Source organism: Pseudomonas sp. WP18, assembly GCF_036689585.1.
Lineage (GTDB): Bacteria > Pseudomonadota > Gammaproteobacteria > Pseudomonadales > Pseudomonadaceae > Aquipseudomonas > Aquipseudomonas chlororaphis_E.
Map to the genome: position 1 here is coordinate 4,227,355 of NZ_CP144758.1, position 18,047 is coordinate 4,245,401.

Annotated in this window: 12 protein-coding genes; 5 read left to right on the forward strand and 7 right to left on the reverse strand. The window is 62.6% G+C overall.

The features are described from left to right. Positions 1-18 precede the first annotated feature (18 nt). Together fadB and V5F23_RS18645 are read right to left on the reverse strand one after the other, a co-directional pair. Complete coding sequence (gene fadB, locus V5F23_RS18640) at positions 19-2,166, reverse strand: fatty acid oxidation complex subunit alpha FadB (protein WP_042729275.1); 2,148 nt, start codon at positions 2,164-2,166, stop codon at positions 19-21. Positions 2,167-2,654: 488 nt separating this feature from the next. Beyond that, positions 2,655-3,092, reverse strand: coding sequence for a hypothetical protein (locus V5F23_RS18645; RefSeq protein ID WP_338496010.1), 438 nt, complete (start codon positions 3,090-3,092; stop codon positions 2,655-2,657). 101 nt (positions 3,093-3,193) lie between these two features. Here V5F23_RS18645 and V5F23_RS18650 point away from each other — a divergent pair, with 101 nt between their 5' ends. Beyond that, positions 3,194-3,634 (forward strand): universal stress protein, encoded by a 441-nt coding sequence (locus V5F23_RS18650; RefSeq protein ID WP_042729277.1) that lies wholly within the window; start codon positions 3,194-3,196, stop codon positions 3,632-3,634. Positions 3,635-3,770: 136 nt separating this feature from the next. Here the strand turns inward: V5F23_RS18650 and V5F23_RS18655 are convergent, their stop codons facing one another. Continuing rightward, positions 3,771-5,690 carry an ATP-binding cassette domain-containing protein gene (locus V5F23_RS18655; RefSeq protein WP_338496012.1) on the reverse strand — a complete coding sequence of 640 codons (1,920 nt, stop codon included), beginning with the start codon at positions 5,688-5,690 and terminating at the stop codon, positions 3,771-3,773. 223 nt (positions 5,691-5,913) lie between these two features. Between V5F23_RS18655 and V5F23_RS18660 the strand changes: the two genes are divergently transcribed. Next, a complete protein-coding gene (locus V5F23_RS18660; protein WP_338496014.1) occupies positions 5,914-7,842 on the forward strand; it encodes a transglycosylase SLT domain-containing protein in 1,929 nt (642 codons plus the stop codon). A gap of 635 nt (positions 7,843-8,477) precedes the next feature. Here the strand turns inward: V5F23_RS18660 and V5F23_RS18665 are convergent. Beyond that, positions 8,478-10,250, reverse strand: a complete 1,773-nt coding sequence (locus V5F23_RS18665) for an ABC transporter transmembrane domain-containing protein (RefSeq protein ID WP_212802839.1) — start codon at positions 10,248-10,250, stop codon at positions 8,478-8,480. 252 nt (positions 10,251-10,502) lie between these two features. Here V5F23_RS18665 and V5F23_RS18670 point away from each other — a divergent pair, with 252 nt between their 5' ends. Then, complete coding sequence (locus tag V5F23_RS18670) at positions 10,503-10,682, forward strand: PA1571 family protein (RefSeq protein ID WP_003199629.1); 180 nt, start codon at positions 10,503-10,505, stop codon at positions 10,680-10,682. A 53-nt stretch (positions 10,683-10,735) separates the two neighbouring features. Here V5F23_RS18670 and pdxB read toward each other — a convergent pair whose 3' ends face one another. Continuing rightward, positions 10,736-11,878: a 4-phosphoerythronate dehydrogenase PdxB gene (pdxB, locus tag V5F23_RS18675; protein WP_338496017.1), complete on the reverse strand. Its 1,143-nt coding sequence runs from the start codon at positions 11,876-11,878 to the stop codon at positions 10,736-10,738. A 284-nt stretch (positions 11,879-12,162) separates the two neighbouring features. Between pdxB and V5F23_RS18680 the strand changes: the two genes are divergently transcribed. Further along, positions 12,163-13,566, forward strand: coding sequence for an MATE family efflux transporter (locus tag V5F23_RS18680; protein WP_047737776.1), 1,404 nt, complete (start codon positions 12,163-12,165; stop codon positions 13,564-13,566). Here the strand turns inward: V5F23_RS18680 and tusA are convergent. Next, on the reverse strand, positions 13,563-13,814 hold the full coding sequence (tusA, locus tag V5F23_RS18685; RefSeq protein ID WP_042732523.1) for a sulfurtransferase TusA: 252 nt from the start codon (positions 13,812-13,814) through the stop codon (positions 13,563-13,565). The genes V5F23_RS18680 and tusA overlap by 4 nt on opposite strands. A 77-nt stretch (positions 13,815-13,891) precedes the next feature. After that, entirely contained in the window at positions 13,892-14,965 is a 1,074-nt protein-coding gene (gene rlmM / locus V5F23_RS18690) for a 23S rRNA (cytidine(2498)-2'-O)-methyltransferase RlmM (protein WP_212802840.1), read from the reverse strand. A gap of 173 nt (positions 14,966-15,138) precedes the next feature. On the opposite strand from rlmM, the gene acnA reads away from it, so the two are divergent. After that, positions 15,139-17,880: an aconitate hydratase AcnA gene (gene acnA / locus V5F23_RS18695; RefSeq protein WP_047737780.1), complete on the forward strand. Its 2,742-nt coding sequence runs from the start codon at positions 15,139-15,141 to the stop codon at positions 17,878-17,880. Positions 17,881-18,047: the final 167 nt, after the last annotated feature.

Genomic DNA, 18,047 nt, shown 5'->3' on the forward strand with positions numbered 1-18,047 from the left:
GCTCTAGTCGTTGGGCGCTTAACCGAAGAAGCTCTGGCCGTTCTTGGCCATTTCACGCAGCTTCGCGGTCGGGTGGTACAGCGCGCCCAGATCAGCGTACTGGTCAGCCAGGGCAACGAACTCGGCCACACCGATCGAATCGATGTAGCGCAGCGCACCGCCACGGAATGGAGGGAAGCCGATACCGTAGACCAGGCCCATGTCGGCTTCGGCAGCCGTTTCGACGATGCCGTCTTCCAGGCAACGCACGGTTTCCAGGCACAGCGGGATCATCATCCAGTTGATGATGTCCTCGTCAGTGACCTCGCGCTGCTCGTAGACGATCGGCTTGAGCACTTCCAGCACCGACGGATCGGCGACTTTCTTCTGCTTGCCGCGCTTGTCGGTCTCGTAGGCATAGAAGCCCTTGCCGTTCTTCTGGCCCAGGCGCTTGGCTTCATAAAGCACGTCGACAGCCGAACGACGGTCGTCTTTCATGCGGTCCGGGAAGCCTTCGGCCATGACGTCGCGACCGTGGTGGCCAGTGTCGATGCCGACCACGTCCATCAGGTACGCCGGGCCCATCGGCCAGCCGAATTTTTCCATGATCTTGTCGATGCGCACGAAGTCCACGCCCGCGCTGACCAGCTTGGCGAAACCGCCAAAGTACGGGAACAGCACGCGGTTGACCAGGAAGCCCGGGCAATCGTTGACGACGATCGGGTTCTTGCCCATTTTCTTGGCGTAGGCCACGGTGGTGGCAATCGCCTGCTCGCTGGACTTCTCGCCACGGATCACTTCCACCAGCGGCATCATGTGCACCGGGTTGAAGAAGTGCATGCCGACGAAGTTTTCCGGGCGCTTGAGGGCCTTGGCCAGCAGCGAAATGGAGATGGTCGAGGTGTTCGACGCGAGGATGGTGTCCTCTTTGACCTTGTCTTCGACTTCAGCCAGTACCGCCTGCTTGACCTTCGGGTTTTCCACGACCGCCTCGACCACCAGGTCGACATGGCCGAAATCGCCGTAGGACAGGGTCGGACGAATGCCGTTGAGCACTTCGGCCATCTTCGCAGCGGTCATGCGACCTTTATCGACGCGACCCACCAGCAGCTTGGCTGCTTCGGCCAGGCCCTGCTCGATCCCGTGCTCGTTGATGTCCTTCATCAGGATCGGCGTGCCCTTGGACGCCGACTGGTAGGCGATACCACCACCCATGATGCCGGCACCGAGTACGGCTGCCTGCTTCACGTCACGGGCGATCTCGTCGTAGGCCTTGGCCTTTTTCTTCAGTTCCTGATCATTGAGGAACAGGCCGATCAGGCTCTGTGCAGCCGAGGTCTTGGCCAGTTTGACGAAGCCGGCGGCTTCGACTTCCAGGGCCTTGTCGCGACCGAAGTTCGCGGCTTTCTGGATGGTCTTGATCGCTTCGACCGGGGCTGGGTAGTTCGGGCCAGCCTGGCCGGCAACGAAGCCCTTGGCGGTTTCGAAGGCCATCATCTGCTCGATGGCGTTGAGCTTGAGTTTTTCCAGCTTCGGCTGGCGCTTGGCCTTGTAGTCGAACTCGCCGCTGATGGCGCGCTTGATCGTCTCAAGGGCCGCAGCCTGGAGCTTGCCAGGTTCAACCACGGCGTCCACGGCGCCGACTTTCAGCGCGTCTTCGGCACGGTTTTCCTTGCCGGCGGCAATCCACTCGATGGCGTTGTCGGCACCGATCAGGCGCGGCAGGCGCACGGTCCCGCCGAAGCCTGGGTAGATGCCCAGCTTGACTTCCGGCAGGCCGATCTTGGCGGTGGTGGACATGACGCGGTAGTCCGCCGCCAGGCACATTTCGAGGCCGCCACCCAGGGCGATGCCGTTGATGGCCACGACGGTCGGTACGTTGAGGTCTTCGAAATCGCTGAAAATGCGGTTGGCTTCGAGGTTGCCAGCGATCAGCTCGGCATCGGGCAGCTTGAAGTTGTCGACGAATTCGGTGATGTCGGCGCCGACGATGAACACGTCCTTGCCGCTGCTGACGATCACACCCTTGATCGAAGCATCTGCCTTGATAGTGTCCACGGCCTGACGCAGTTCATTCAGGGTAAGACGGTTGAACTTGTTGACGGACTCACCCTTGAGATCGAACTTCAGTTCGACGATGCCACTTTCAAGAGCCTTAACCGTGATGGCTTTACCTTCGTAAATCATCAACTGATCTCCACGATATGGAAGCTGAACAGTACACGTTGAACGCTGACCGCTGGTTGGGCATTGACGTTACCGTCGATGCTACGCCAATCCGCCAGGCACACCCGTCAACGCGATAGTCGGGTTCTGTAGGAACGTTCTGAAAATACAAACGCTCAATTCATACGCCCGTTTGATTTGGGTACGTCACCTTCACGGAATTTCCGACAATTGTCAATCGCCCTAAACAGAGGGCGCGAACACGACTTTACGGTCATTTTCGTACCGTACGGATCCGCAACACCCGGCCGCATGAGCAGCCATTCATAAGATCAATTATTAGAAAAGTCGCCCTAATCCCGGGCAAAGCCGGCACAACCGACTACGCTGTCGCAAACACGCTGCAATTGTTCGAGCAAGGGCGTTACGAACGAACGCCCGGAAATGACATTTGATTACCGGCCTGCCTGGCCAACCCGCCCGATGAGTCTGTCGGGCTTTTTTACGACTCAGGCCAGGACCTTGAGCACCTCGGCAATATGCTGCAAAACACTGGTTTCGCCCTTTTCGCCCCAATACAAGGCGATCATTTGACGATCAGCCTCGACCTTGTAGACGTTGGCCGGCAACTTTTCGAAATGCACGAGCAACGCCTCATCCTGGCAAACCTCTCGCCACTGGTTGACCCACACGCCGGGCGCGGACTGCCAGTAACTCCAGCTGTCCGGCTGCTTGCCGCGCCGCGGCCGATGGTACTGGGCACAAGGGTTTGGCGGCTGCTGGCCGAGCCAGTGAGGCCATTCCTGCGGCGCCAGCTGCATGGCCAGGCCAAGGCGCCGTGCCTCCATGCGCAGGGCCATCCGACCACTCTGAACACGGGAGGGCCGCAACCATGCCAGAGGACTTAACACCACCAACAGGATTGACACCACTATCCAGACCGTCATATTCGTACTCCCGAATTTTGAGGAGCCATTGACCTGCGTCGCCGTCAATGCGCTTGAAACCAGCCATACTTACCGTATCGCAATTCTCTGGAGTGCCTTCCATGTACTACGAACACGTTCTGGTCGCCGTCGACCTCACTGAAGAATGCGATCCCGTCGTCAAGCGCGCCCTCGCCCTTTGCGAAGGCCGGGAGACCAAGCTGTCGCTGGTGCACATCGTCGAGCCGATGGCCATGGCCTTTGGCGGCGACGTTCCCATGGACCTGTCCCAATTGCAGCAACAGCAATTCGACCAGGCCAAGGAGCGTCTTGACCGGCTGATCGTGAAGTACCCGGCGCTGAAAAAGGAATTCAGTCACTTGACCTACGGCCAACCGCGCCAGGAAATCCATCACCTGGCCAAGGAACAGGGTTGCGACCTGATCGTCGTCGGCAGCCATGGCCGCCACGGCCTGGCACTTCTGCTGGGCTCCACCGCCAACGACGTGCTGCATGGCGCACCGTGCGATGTGCTGGCGGTGCACCTGATCAAGCGCAGCTGATTCACCAAGGAACTCAGCTCAATGACCGTGGCGAGGGAGCTTGCTCCCGCTGGGCTGCGTAGCAGCCCCCTGGCGGTGAGTGCCTCGCCCTCAGGCGGCAGCAAATCCCCTCGCCACGGTCATTGAGCGTGCGGGCTCAAGCGTCCAGCTCGGCCCAACGCTCGACCAATGCATCCAGCTCGGCCTGCAGTTGCTCCAGGTGCGCAATCACTTTGGCGGTTTCAGCAGCAGGTCGCTGGTAGAACCCGGTGTCGGCCATCTCGGCTTCCACCGCTGCGATCTGCTGCTCCTTCGCATCGATATCACCGGGCAAGGCTTCCAGCTCACGCTGCAGCTTGTAGCTGAGTTTCTTCTTCACCGGGGCCGGAGCGGCGGCAGCGGGCACCGGGGCCGGCTCGGCCTTGACCACGGCCGAGTTCAGGTCGGCCTTGCCGGACTTGCTCTCGGTCACGCCCAGAAGACGCGGCGAACCGCCCTGGCGCAGCCAGTCCTGGTAACCGCCAACGTATTCGCGAACCCGGCCTTCGCCTTCGAACACCAGGGTGCTGGTGACCACGTTGTCGAGGAATGCCCGGTCGTGACTGACCATCAGCACCGTGCCATTGAAGGTCAGCAGCACTTCTTCCAGCAGTTCCAGGGTTTCCACGTCCAGGTCGTTGGTCGGCTCGTCGAGCACCAGCAGGTTCGCCGGCTTGCTGAACAGCTTGGCCAGCAGCAAGCGCGCGCGCTCGCCACCCGACAGCGCCTTGACCGGCGTGCGGGCCCGCTGCGGGCTGAACAGGAAGTCGCCCAGATAGCTCAATACATGGCGGCTCTGGCCATCGATCTCGATGAAATCGCGGCCTTCGGCCACGTTGTCGATCACGGTTTTTTCCAGATCCAGTTGATGGCGCAATTGGTCGAAGTAGGCCACGTCGATCTTCGTGCCCTCTTCCACCTTGCCACTGCTCGGGACCAGGCCACCGAGCATCAGCTTGAGCAGGGTAGTCTTGCCGGTGCCGTTGGCACCCAGCAGGCCGATGCGGTCGCCACGCTGCAGGACCATGGAAAAATCCTTGACCAGGAACGGCCCGCCGGGATGGGCGAAGCTGACGTTCTCCAGCACCATGACCTGTTTGCCGGATTTTTCGGCCGTTTCCAGTTGGATATTGGCCTTGCCGGTGCGCTCACGGCGTTCGCTGCGCTCCACGCGCAGCGCCTTGAGGGCACGTACCCGGCCTTCGTTACGGGTACGACGGGCCTTGATACCCTGGCGGATCCAGACTTCTTCCTGGGCCAGGCGCTTGTCGAACAGGGCGTTGGCGGTCTCTTCCGCCGCCAGCACGGCTTCCTTGTGCACCAGGAAGCTGGCGTAGTCGCCGTTCCAGTCGATCAGGCCGCCACGGTCCAGCTCAAGGATGCGGGTGGCCAGGTTTTGCAGAAAGGAACGGTCGTGGGTGATGAACAACACCGCACCCTGGAAGTCCTTCAAGGCTTCTTCAAGCCAGGCAATCGCACCGATGTCCAGGTGGTTGGTCGGTTCGTCGAGCAGCAGCAGGTCCGGCTCGGACACCAGGGCCTGGGCCAGCAAAACGCGACGACGCCAGCCGCCGGACAATTCGGCGAGGGTCTTGTCGGCCGGCAGTTGCAGGCGGCTCAGGGTGCTGTCGACCAGTTGCTGCAGACGCCAGCCATCACGGGCTTCGAGGCCCTGCTGGACGTGCATCAGCTTGTCCAGGTCCGCGTCGGTGACGATGTTCTGGCTCAGGTGGTGATATTCGGCCAGCAGCGCGCCGACACCGTCGAGGCCCTCGGCAACCACGTCGAACACGGTCCGCTCGTCGGCTACCGGCAGTTCCTGAGGCAGTTCGCCGATTTTCAGGCCTGGCGCACGCCAGACCGAGCCGTCATCGGGCTTCTGATCGCCCTTGACCAGCTTCATCATGCTGGACTTGCCAGTGCCATTGCGGCCGATGATGCACACCCGCTCACCACGGGCGATCTGCCAGGACACCTTGTCCAACAACGGCATCGCGCCGAAAGCAAGGGACACATCGCTGAATTTGAGCAGGGTCATGAGCTTCTCCAAAAACCGGGCGCGCATTCTACCTGAGAAGCGCCCGGCCAGGGCCGCCAATTTCGTCGCCAATGCGCCCTTTAGCGGTTATGCCGCACAAATGTTGCGAACTGATACCAACGGCCCCGCAAAGCTTTCGCCGGTTGCTGGCAAAAGGCTAAGCTACAGACAGTTACCCCAGGTTCCCCCTGGGCTTGTCATGTTTTTTCTGCCCGGATGCCTCATGCGCAGTCGCCTTTTCAGTGTTCTATCGTGTCTATTTGTCTGTGCCACTGCCGTTCAATCCGCCCAGGCCGTGGATATTTCTACCCAGCGCCAGTATTACGATGAGGCCAAGCGGGCCTTGGCCAAGGGCGATTCGGGCCCCTACTTGCGCTACAGCCAGGCCCTGCGTGACTATCCGCTGGAACCGTACCTGGCCTACGACGAACTGACCGCTCGCCTCAAGAGCGCCAGCAACGCCGAGATCGAGAAATTCCTCGCCGAACACGGCGACCTGCCCCAGGCCAACTGGATGAAATTGCGCTGGTTGCGCTGGCTGGCTGATCGCGGCGACTGGGACACGTTCGTCAAATACTACGACCCCAAGCTCAACTTCACCGAACTGGACTGCCTCAACGCGCAGTACCAGCTCAGCCATGGCTTGAAGGCCGAAGGCTACGCCAATACCGAAAAACTCTGGCTCACCGGCAAATCCCAGCCCGACGCCTGCGACACCCTGTTCGGCATGTGGGCAGCCCAGGGCCAGTTGACCGAACAGAAGCGCTGGGAGCGCGCCAAACTCGCCGCCCAGGCGCGTAATTACCCATTGGCCAACAGCCTGGTCAATGCCATGACCACCCTCGCCCCCCGTGGCAGGTTGCTGGTGGACGTGGCGCAGAAACCCGAATTGCTCAACCAGCCGTCGCGCTTCCTGCCGGCCGACGAACCGATGTCCGATATCGTCAGCCTGGGCCTGCGTCGCCTGGCACGCCAGGACCCGGACAAAGCCATGGCCCTGCTGGACGGCTATGCCAGCACCATGCGTTTTTCCCGGGATGAGAAAGTCGCGATCGCCCGGGAAATCGGCCTGACCCTGGCCAAGCGTTTCGACAGTCGCGCCCTGGCCGTGATGACCCAGTACGACCCGGAGCTACGGGACGACACCGTTTCCGAATGGCGCCTGCGCCTGCTGTTGCGCCTGGCTCGCTGGGACGACGCCTACCAATTGACCCGCCGCCTGCCCGAGTCGCTGGCCAGCACCAACCGCTGGCGCTACTGGCAGGCCCGCACCCTCGAACTGGCCCAACCCCAGAACCCCGAGGCACTGACGCTCTACAAGCACCTGGCCCGCGAGCGCGATTTCTACGGTTTCCTGGCCGCTGACCGCTCCCAGTCGCCCTACTCGCTCGTCAACAAGCCACTGGTGATGAGCCAGGCGCTGATCAACAAAGTACGCAACACCCCTGGCGTGCGCCGTGCACTGGAATTCCACGCCCGCGGCGACATCGTCGATGGACGCCGCGAGTGGTACCACGTCAGCCGGCATTTCAATCGGGACGAAATGGTCGCCCAGGCCAAACTGGCCTACGACCTGAAGTGGTATTTCCCGGCCATCCGTACCATCAGCCAGGCCAAGTACTGGGACGACCTGGACATCCGCTTCCCGATGGCCCACCGCGACACGCTGGTGCGCGAAGCCAAGGTCCGCGGCCTGCATTCAAGCTGGGTGTTCGCGATCACCCGCCAGGAAAGTGCCTTCATGGACGACGCCCGCTCCGGCGTCGGTGCTGCCGGCCTGATGCAACTGATGCCCGGCACGGCCAAGGAAACCGCACGCAAGTTCAGCATTCCGCTGGCCTCGCCGCAGCAAGTGCTGAACCCGGACAAGAACATCCAGCTTGGCGCGGCTTACCTGAGCCAGGTCCACAGCCAGTTCAACGGCAACCGCGTCCTGGCATCGGCGGCCTACAACGCCGGCCCAGGCCGCGTGCGCCAGTGGCTGCGCGGCGCCGACCACCTGAGCTTCGACGTCTGGGTCGAAAGCATCCCCTTCGACGAAACACGCCAATACGTGCAGAACGTCTTGTCGTACTCGGTGATCTACGGCCAGAAACTCAACTCACCGCAGCCGTTGGTGGACTGGCATGAGCGGTATTTTGATGATCAGTGATTATTAGCGGAAGCTGTTGCTGAGAAGAAAAATGCCCGCATCGAAAGATGCGGGCATTTCTTTTTGCTCGCTTGCTGGACCCTGTGGGAGCGGGCTTGCCCGCGAAGAAGCCTGGCCTATCCAGCATCTCCATCGACTGACACACCGCTTTCGCGAGCAAGCTCGCTCCCACAAGGGATCTACGGTGAACACACATCCTGTGCCCACCCACGATCAACCTGTGGGAGCGGGCTTGCCCGCGAAGAGGCCCGACCTGTCCAACATCTCCATCGACTGACCCACCGCCTTCGCGAGCAAGCTCGCTCCCACAAGGGATCTACGGTGAACACACATCCTGTGCCCGCCAAGGATCAACCTGTGGGAGCGGGCTTGCCCGCGAAGAGGCCCGGCCTGTCCAACATCTCCATCGACTGACACACCGCTTTCGCGAGCAAGCCCGCTCCAACAAGGGAAGTACGGTGAACACACATCCTGTGCCCGCCAACGATCAACCTGTGGGAGCGGGCTTGCCCGCGAAGAGGCCCGGCCTATCCAACATCTCCATCGACTGACACACCGCTTTCGCGAGCAAGCTCGCTCCCACAGGAGTCCTTTGGTGAACACTGAATCCGCGAACACTCAGGAAACCGCTGTGCTTAGTCGGTCGCCGCTTCTACCCCCACATTGAACTGCAACGCCGCCAACCGCGCATACAGCGCGTTGCTGGCGACCAGTTCCTGGTGGGTTCCCACGGCAACGACCTTGCCCTGGTCCATCACTGCGATCCGGTCGGCGTTCTTGACCGTGGCCAGGCGGTGGGCGATGACCAGGGTGGTGCGGTTTTTCATCAGGCTCGGCAGGGCTTGCTGGATCAGGTGTTCACTTTGCGCATCGAGGGCGCTGGTGGCTTCGTCCAGCAGCAGGATCGGCGCATCCACCAGCAGCGCCCGGGCGATGGCCAGGCGCTGGCGCTGACCGCCGGATAACCCCAGGCCACCGTCGCCCAAGTGAGTTTGATAGCCGTCGGGCATTTTCTCGATAAAATCGTGGGCGTGGGCGATCTGCGCGGCTTCGCGCACCTGCTCGGACGTCGCCTGTGGATTGCCGTAACGTATATTTTCTTCAACCGTGCCAAAAAACAGCGCCGGGTTTTGCGAAACCAGGGCGAAATGGCGGCGCAGGTCCAGGGGGTCGAGTCGGGTCAGCGGCACATTGTCGATGAGAATCTGCCCCTGCGCCGGGTCGTAGAAGCGCAGCAACAGGTCATACACCGTCGACTTGCCCGCCCCGGAAGGCCCGACCAGGGCCAGTGTCTCGCCAGCCTGGACGGTCAGGTCGAGGCCATCGACCGCGTAGCTGTCCGGTCGGGACGGATAGGAAAAACGCACGCCCTCCAGGCACAGATCGCCTCGGACCCGTTCCGGCAGCGTCACCAGACCGGTGCTCGGCGGCTGGATGATGTTCTCCGAACGCAGCAACTCGGCGATACGCTCCGCCGCGCCAGCCGCCCGTTGCAACTCGCCGATCACCTCGCTCAGGGTTCCGAAGGCACTGCCGACGATCAGGCTGTAGAACACGAAGGCCGCCAGTTCGCCACCAGAGATACGCCCGGCGATCACGTCCATGCCGCCCACCCACAACATCACACCCACTGCCCCCAGGACCAGTACGATCACCAGGGTGATCAGCCAGGACCGCTGGACGATACGTTTGCGTGCGGTATCGAAAGCCTGCTCCACTGTGACGGAAAAACGTTGCTCATCCTGGACCTGGTGGTTGTAGGCCTGCACGGTCTTGATCTGGCCAAGGGTTTCGGAAACATAGCTGCCAACGTCGGCGATGCGGTCCTGGCTCTGGCGCGAGAGGCTGCGCACCCGGCGACCGAACAGCAGGATCGGCGCCAGCACCAACGGCAGCGCGATCACCACGATGCTGGTCAGCTTGGGGTTGGTGACGAACAGCAGCACGATGCCGCCCACCACCATCAAGGCGTTGCGCAGGAACAAGGACAGCGACGAGCCGATCACCGACTGCAGCAACGTGGTGTCGGCGGTCAGGCGCGACTGGATTTCCGAACTGCGGTTGTTTTCGTAGAAGCCCGGGTGCAGGTATACCAAATGGTTGAAGACCTGCCGGCGGATGTCGGCCACCACCCGCTCGCCGATCCACGACACCAGATAGAAACGGGCAAAGGTGCCCATCGCCAGCGCGATCACCAACACCATGAACAGGCCGATGGACTGATTGAGCAGGTGCGGTGATCGGGTCATGAAGCCCTGGTCCACCAGCAATCGGATGCCTTGCCCCATGGACAGGGTGATGCCGGCAGTGACAACGAGTGCCAACAATGCGCCAGCCACTTGCTTGCGATACGGCGCGATGAAGCCGCTGGCCAGGCGTATGGCACGGCGATGTTGGGAAGAAAGCATCAGAAACGTCCGATAAAGGGAAAAAGGCCGCCAACGGCATCGAAAAACAAGGGAACCAAGTTGAATCAAAATGAGTCCGGTTGAATATGACCGCAACGACTAGCGGCTAGATGTTATCGGTCTAAAGTCTGGCTGGAAACGCGACTGTGTTTCTGGTTGAGTACAGGTGTCGCCATGAACCCACAAGGAGTGTCATGGCTCGGTCACCTGGCGACATTACAGTAGGCACACAACCTGATGAGGAGACAGGCCATGTCCTTGCAACACAGCAGCGACGACAAGATCCAAGTAATCCGCACGCAACCGGACCAGTCCCTGGGCTGTTCGTTCATCGATGCCCAAGGGCGCGAAGTACCGATCACCGAGGACATGATCCAGAAGGCTTGCAGCGAACTGGAAAAACGACTGGTCAAACCTGCCGAACAAAAGTGATACAGCCCGTCTTCGCCTGAACCCGACCTTGGTGTCGGGTTTTTTGTGCCTGATTACAACAGGGTGGCGCCCAGCGCGGTCACGATCTGTTGCAAGGCCGGCGACTGCCCTTCGATAGCCACGTTCAAGCTGTCGATCTCCCGGCGCGGCGGATAGTGCTTGCGCAACGCATCGAAGGCGCTGCGCTGCTCACTGACCGTGTCCACCAGGCTGCGGCGAAAATCCGCATCGTCGCGGCGCGGGTCGTACACACCGCGGCACAGCGCGGCCAGGGCCCAGGCGGGGTCGGTGTCGGCATCCAGGGTGACACCGCCAAGCCAGGGCCGGGGCAGCAGGTCGCTCAGGCTGACAGCCACCGGTTGTTGCAGGAAATCGCACAAGGCCTGGTAGATCTGCGCCGTGCCGCGCTGGCGGCCATCGAGACTGTAGCCGGCAATGTGCGGGGTGGCGATGACGCACAGGTCGGCCAGGTCCACGTCCACGGTCGGCTCCTGCTCCCAGACGTCCAGCACCGCTTGCAGGTCTTCGCGCTCCAGCAGCACCTCGCGCAACGCCGCATTGTCGATCACCGGGCCACGGGCGGCATTGATGAGCCAGGTCCCGGGCTTGAGCCGGTTCAAACGCGCTTCGTCGAACAGGTGCCAGGTCGGTTGCTCGCCGTCACGGGTCAGCGGTGTGTGCAGGCTGATGACATCGCACTGCTCGATGATCTGCTCCAGGCTGACATAGTCACCGCCCTCGGCGGCCTGGCGCGGTGGGTCGCAGACCTTCACGGTCCAGCCCAGCCCCTGGAGCACCTTGATCAAGCGCCCGCCCACCTGGCCCGCGCCGACCACGCCGAAAGTCCGTTGCTCAAGGTTCGCGCCCTCGATTTCAGCCAGGGCCATGAGGCTGCCCAGCACGTAGTCCACCACGCCCCGGGCATTGCAGCCCGGAGCACTGGCCCAACGGATCCCGGCTTCGGCGAAATACTCCAGGTCCAGGTGATCGGTGCCGATGGTGCACGTGCCCACGAAGCGTACCCGGCTGCCTTCCAGCAGCGCTCGATTGACCTGGCTGACCGAGCGCACCAGCAGCACATCGGCCTGCTCGACCATCGCCCGATCGATCCCCCGCCCGGCCACTCGGCGGATTTCACCGAAACCTTGGAAAAATGCATCGAGCAGGGGGATGTTTTCGTCGGCGACGATCAGCATGGCGAAGCTCCTGTGGCGGGGTGGGCAGTGTAGGCGCTCCGGTAGGTCTGCGCATTACCAAGAGCGAATGATGTTGTGGCGAGGGGATTTATCCCCGCTCGACTGCAAAGCAGTCGCAATGATAGCAAGGGGTGCTACGCACCCAACGGGGATAAATCCCCTCGCCACAAAAACTCACGCGCCGAGTGCATGATTACAAATCCCCTAACACAGGTTTTTTCCTGACCACTGCGTCAACGCGTAGAATTCGCCGCCTTGCGCTTATTCTTTCGGACGCTTCGCCTGTGAAACCTGTGATCGACACACCCGCCCTCCTCTCCCGCCCGGCCCGGGTCCGCCTGGAGTTCAAGACACTGCTAGCCCTGGCATTGCCGATCATGGTGGCGCAACTGGCGACCACCGCCATGGGCTTCGTCGATGCGGTGATGGCCGGCCGTGTCGGCCCGCGGGACCTGGCGGCGGTGGCGCTGGGCAATTCGATCTGGGTGCCGGTGTTCCTGTTGATGACCGGTACGTTGCTGGCCACCACCCCGAAAGTCGCCCAGCGCTTCGGTGCCGGCGCGTTTGGCGACATCGGCCCGCTGGTGCGCCAGGCACTGTGGCTGGCGCTGGTGGTGGGGCTGATCGCCACGCTGGCGCTGTTCAGCGCCGAGCCGATCCTGCACATCATGAAGGTCGACCCCGAACTGATCGGCCCGTGCATGGAGTACCTGCGCGGCATCGGTACCGGCCTTCCGGCGGTGGCGCTGTATCACGTACTGCGCTGCTTCAGCGATGGCCTGGGACGCACCCGGCCAGCGATGGTGCTGGGGTTGTGCGGGCTGGCACTGAACATTCCGCTCAACTACATCTTCATTTATGGGCACCTGGGCGTGCCGGCCATGGGCGGCGTCGGTTGCGGCTGGGCCACGGCCATCGTGATGTGGGTCATGGCCCTGGGCATGGCCGGTTGGGCCCGATGGGCGCCGGCCTATCAATCGAGCCATCTGTTCAGCCGTTTCGACTGGCCGCAGTGGGCCGTCATCCAGCGCCTGCTCGGCATCGGCCTGCCGATTGGTATCGCAGTATTCGCCGAGTCGAGTATTTTCGCGGTGATTGCATTGTTGATCGGCAGCCTTGGCGCCACCGTGGTCGCCGGGCACCAGATTGCCCTGAACTTCAGCTCCCTGGTGTTCATGATCCCCTACTCCTTGGGCATGGCCGTGACGGTTCGGGTCGGTCAGGCACTGGGACGCGCCCAGCCCCGTGAAGCGCGCTTCGCCGCGGGCGTGGGCATGGGCACCGCGCTGGCGTATGCATGCCTGTCGGCGAGCCTGATGTTCGCCCTGCGCGGCCCCATCGCCGCGATCTATACCGCCGACCCGGTGGTGATCGAGGTCGCGTCGATGCTGATCGTCTACGCGGCCCTGTTCCAGTTTTCCGACGCGATCCAGGTGACGGCGGCGGGCGCGCTGCGTGGCTATCAGGACACGCGGGTGACGATGATCCTGACGTTGTTTGCCTATTGGGGCATCGGCCTGCCGGTGGGCTATGCCCTCGGCCTCACCGACTGGCTCGGCGCGGCCAGCGGCCCGAGCGGGTTGTGGCAGGGTTTGATCGTAGGCTTGAGCTGCGCGGCGCTGATGCTGTCGATCCGCCTGGCACGCAGCGCACGCCAGCAGATTCGCATCAGCCGTACGCGAGGCTAGGCGAGTTTCTTGCGGATCCAGTAGCGGTAGGTGCCATCCACTTCGTCCTGGCCCACCAGTTCGTGGTCGAGAAACACACAGAACTTGGGGATGTCGCGACGCGTCGAGGGATCGGTGGCGATCACTTTCAGCAGCCCGCCAGGCACCAGGTCGCGGATGTGTTGGTGCAGCATCATCACCGGCTCGGGGCAATTGAGGCCGGTGGCATCCAGCGTGCCGTCGACCGGTGTGTCGTTCATTTCACTCATGTTCTACTCCAGATACTGACCGGCATTGTCGCGCAATGCCGGGGCTCTTAACAAATGCGCCTAGCCACAGACCCGTCCTAGCGGGACTTGGGCTTGCCGGTGTCCAACCGCCGCAAATGACAGGTCACTTCCTCGCGGTCGTGGTACAGCTGCTTGCAGCCGATCTCGACCTTGATACCCCGGGCCTTGAAGCCCTCGGCGATGCGTTCGAGCAGGCGCTTGACTTCGGCATAGCGCTGTTTCATCGGCAACTTGAGGTTGACCACCGCCTCGCGACAGTGCCCGTCGCCAATCCACTCTTCCAGCATCGCCGCGTTGCGCGCCGGTTTCTCGACGATGTCGCAGACCATCCAGTCCACCGGCTGCTTGGGCTTGAAGGTGAAGCCATCCGCCATCAGGTGCTGCACCAGGCCAGTCTCCATCAGGCTCTCGGCCATCGGGCCATTGTCGATGGCCGTGACCAGCATGCCGCGGTTGACCAACTGCCAGGTCCAACCGCCCGGCGCCGCGCCCAGGTCCACCCCGGTCATGTCGCTGTGCAGGCGCTCGTCCCACTCCTGGCGAGGAATGAAATGGTGCCAGGCCTCTTCGAGCTTGAGGGTGGAACGACTCGGCGCCTCCCGGGGAAACTTCAGGCGCGGGATGCCCATCGGCCACATCGCCGAATTATCGGCCGGCGCCTGCCCCAGGAACACTTCGCGGCCACTCTTGAAGGTCAGTAACAGGCGAGGCTTGTGCGGGTCGTCCGCCAGCTTGCCGGCGGCGGTCAGCGCCTTGCGCAGCGGGCCTTCGAATTTCTTGCAGAAGTTCGACAGTTCCTTGCCATCATTGGTGTCGACCACCTCCAGCCACAAGCTGCCACAGACGGGGAACTGCGCCATGTGCGCCAGGATCACGCTGATGCGATCGGTTTCCGGCAGCTCGATAAAGGTGCCGCGGGCCCACTGACGCGGAAAAATCAGCTCGGCGAAACGCAGGCCGCGCATCAGGCGCTCGGCGCCGTCCTCCTCGGTGCAGACAAATTCGACACAGGCACTGGCCGGCTTGGCCTTGGCGTAGCCGGCCACGTTGAGCCGGGCCGCGTGTTCGGCGATCTCGGAGCAGACCTCGCCCTCGAAGCCGGGCCGGCAGTGCATGAAAAGCGTGTTCATTGAAACTCCGTAGCAAAGCCTGTCACGAAAACCGCCGCATGATAGCGGACTTCGGAACCCCGAACCTGTCCATAGAGTCCAGTGATTAGTCATACGCTCGAAACAGGGCTAGGTTAAAGGCTCTGTCCGTCCCCGTCAGTCCGTAGCCGTGCGGACTCAAAGGAGTGATTTCAATGCCGTCCCTCGATAGCCTGAAAACCCTTAAAACATTGCAAGTCGACGCCAGGACTTACCACTATTTCAGTCTCCCGGACGCTGCCCGCAGCCTCGGCGACCTGGACAAGCTGCCCATGTCCCTGAAGGTGCTGCTGGAAAACCTGCTGCGCTGGGAAGATGAAAAAACCGTCACCGGCGCCGACCTCAAGGCCCTGGCCGGGTGGCTCAAGGATCGTCGTTCCGACCGCGAGATCCAGTACCGCCCCGCACGGGTGTTGATGCAAGACTTCACCGGCGTCCCGGCGGTGGTTGACCTGGCGGCCATGCGCGCCGCCGTCGAACAGGCCGGCGGCGACCCGCAGCGGATCAACCCGCTGTCACCGGTGGACCTGGTGATCGACCACTCGGTGATGGTCGATCGCTTCGCCAGCCGCGACGCATTCGAACAGAACGTCGACATCGAGATGCAGCGCAACGGCGAACGCTACGCCTTCCTGCGTTGGGGCCAGAGCGCCTTCGATAATTTCAGCGTGGTGCCGCCGGGCACCGGCATTTGCCACCAGGTCAACCTCGAGTACCTGGGCCGCACCGTGTGGACCCGCGAAGAAGACGGCCGCACCTATGCCTTTCCAGACACCCTGGTGGGCACCGACTCCCACACCACCATGATCAATGGCCTCGGTGTACTGGGCTGGGGCGTCGGCGGAATCGAGGCCGAGGCGGCGATGCTGGGCCAACCGGTGTCGATGCTGATCCCCGAAGTGATCGGCTTCAAACTCACCGGCAAGCTGCGCGAAGGCATCACCGCCACCGACCTGGTGCTGACGGTCACGCAGATGCTGCGCAAGAAAGGGGTGGTGGGCAAGTTCGTCGAATTCTATGGCGACGGCCTCGCCGACCTGCCCCTGGCCGACCGCGCCACCATCGCCAACATGGCCCCGGAATACGGTGCCACGTGCGGTTTCTTCCCGGTGGACGACGTCACCCTGGATTATTTGCGCCTGTCCGGCCGGCCGACGGAAACCGTGAAACTGGTGGAAGCCTACTGCAAGGCCCAGGGCCTGTGGCGCCTGCCCGGCCTGGAGCCGGTATTCACCGACACCCTGGCCCTGGACATGGGCAGCGTCGAGGCCAGCCTCGCCGGGCCGAAACGCCCCCAGGACCGGGTCTCGCTGCCTAACGTCGGCCAGGCCTTCAGCGACTTCCTGGGCCTGCAGGTCAAACCCACCAGCAAGGAAGAAGGTCGCCTGGAAAGTGAGGGCGGTGGCGGTGTCGCGGTGGGCAACGCCGATCAGGTCGGCGAAGCCGAGTATGAGTTCGAAGGCCATACCCATCGGCTGAAAAACGGCGCGGTGGTGATCGCCGCCATCACGTCCTGCACCAATACGTCCAACCCCAGCGTGATGATGGCCGCCGGGCTGCTGGCCAAGAAAGCCGTTGAAAAAGGCCTGACGCGCAAACCCTGGGTCAAGAGCTCCCTGGCGCCCGGCTCCAAGGTCGTCACCGACTACTACAAGGCCGCCGGCCTGACCGAGTACCTGGACCAGCTCGGCTTTGCCCTGGTGGGCTACGGTTGCACCACCTGCATCGGCAACTCCGGGCCGCTGCCGGACCCGATCGAGAAAGCCATCCAAAAAGCCGACCTGACCGTGGCGTCGGTCTTGTCGGGCAACCGCAACTTCGAAGGCCGGGTGCATCCACTGGTGAAGACCAACTGGCTGGCCTCGCCGCCCCTGGTGGTCGCCTACGCCCTGGCGGGCACCGTGCGCATCGACATCAGCAGCGAGCCGCTGGGGAACGACCAGCACGGCAAGCCGGTGTACCTGCGGGACATCTGGCCCAGCAGCCAGGAAGTGGCCGAGGCCGTGGCCAAGGTCAACACCAGCATGTTCCACAAGGAATACGCCGCCGTGTTTGCCGGTGACGAGCAGTGGCAGGCCATCGAGGTGCCACAGGCGGCAACCTACGTCTGGCAGGACGACTCGACCTACATCCAGCACCCACCGTTCTTCGACGGTATTGGCGGGCCACCACCGGCCATCAGGAACGTCGAAGGCGCCCGGGTCCTGGCGCTGCTCGGGGACTCGGTCACCACCGACCACATCTCCCCGGCCGGCAACATCAAGACCGACAGCCCCGCCGGTCGCTACCTGCGCGAACAGGGCGTGGAACCGCGGGACTTCAACTCCTACGGCTCAAGGCGCGGCAACCACCAGGTGATGATGCGCGGCACCTTCGCCAATATCCGCATACGCAATGAAATGCTCGACGGCGAAGAAGGCGGCAACACGATCTATATACCCAGCGGCGAAAAAATGCCGATCTACGACGCCGCCATGCTGTACCAGGCCACGGGCACGCCACTGGTGGTGATCGCCGGCCAGGAGTACGGCACCGGTTCGAGCCGGGACTGGGCGGCCAAGGGCACCAACCTGCTGGGGGTCAAGGCGGTGATCGCCGAAAGCTTCGAGCGCATCCACCGCTCCAATCTGGTGGGCATGGGCGTGCTGCCGTTGCAGTTCAAGCTCGACCAGAACCGCAAGCGCCTGAACCTCACGGGCAAGGAAACCCTGGACATCCTTGGCCTGGATGGCGTCGAGCTGACCCCGCGGATGAACCTGCCCCTGGTGATCACCCGCGAGGACGGTCGCCAGGAGCGGATCGAGGTGTTGTGCCGGATCGATACACTCAATGAAGTGGAGTACTTCAAGGCCGGCGGGATCCTGCACTACGTGCTGCGGCAGTTGATCGCCAGTTGAACGCAATCTCTTGTGGGAGCGAGCAAGCTCGCTCCCACAAGGCTTTCCCCCCGGATGAACGGTTCAATCGCCGTTTTTGTATCGACCTGCTTATAATCCCCTCCCCACTGACGCTCACGGAACGGTGTCAGCCGCGAGGTGCCCGCGCGCGTCCATGAGTCGGCGTG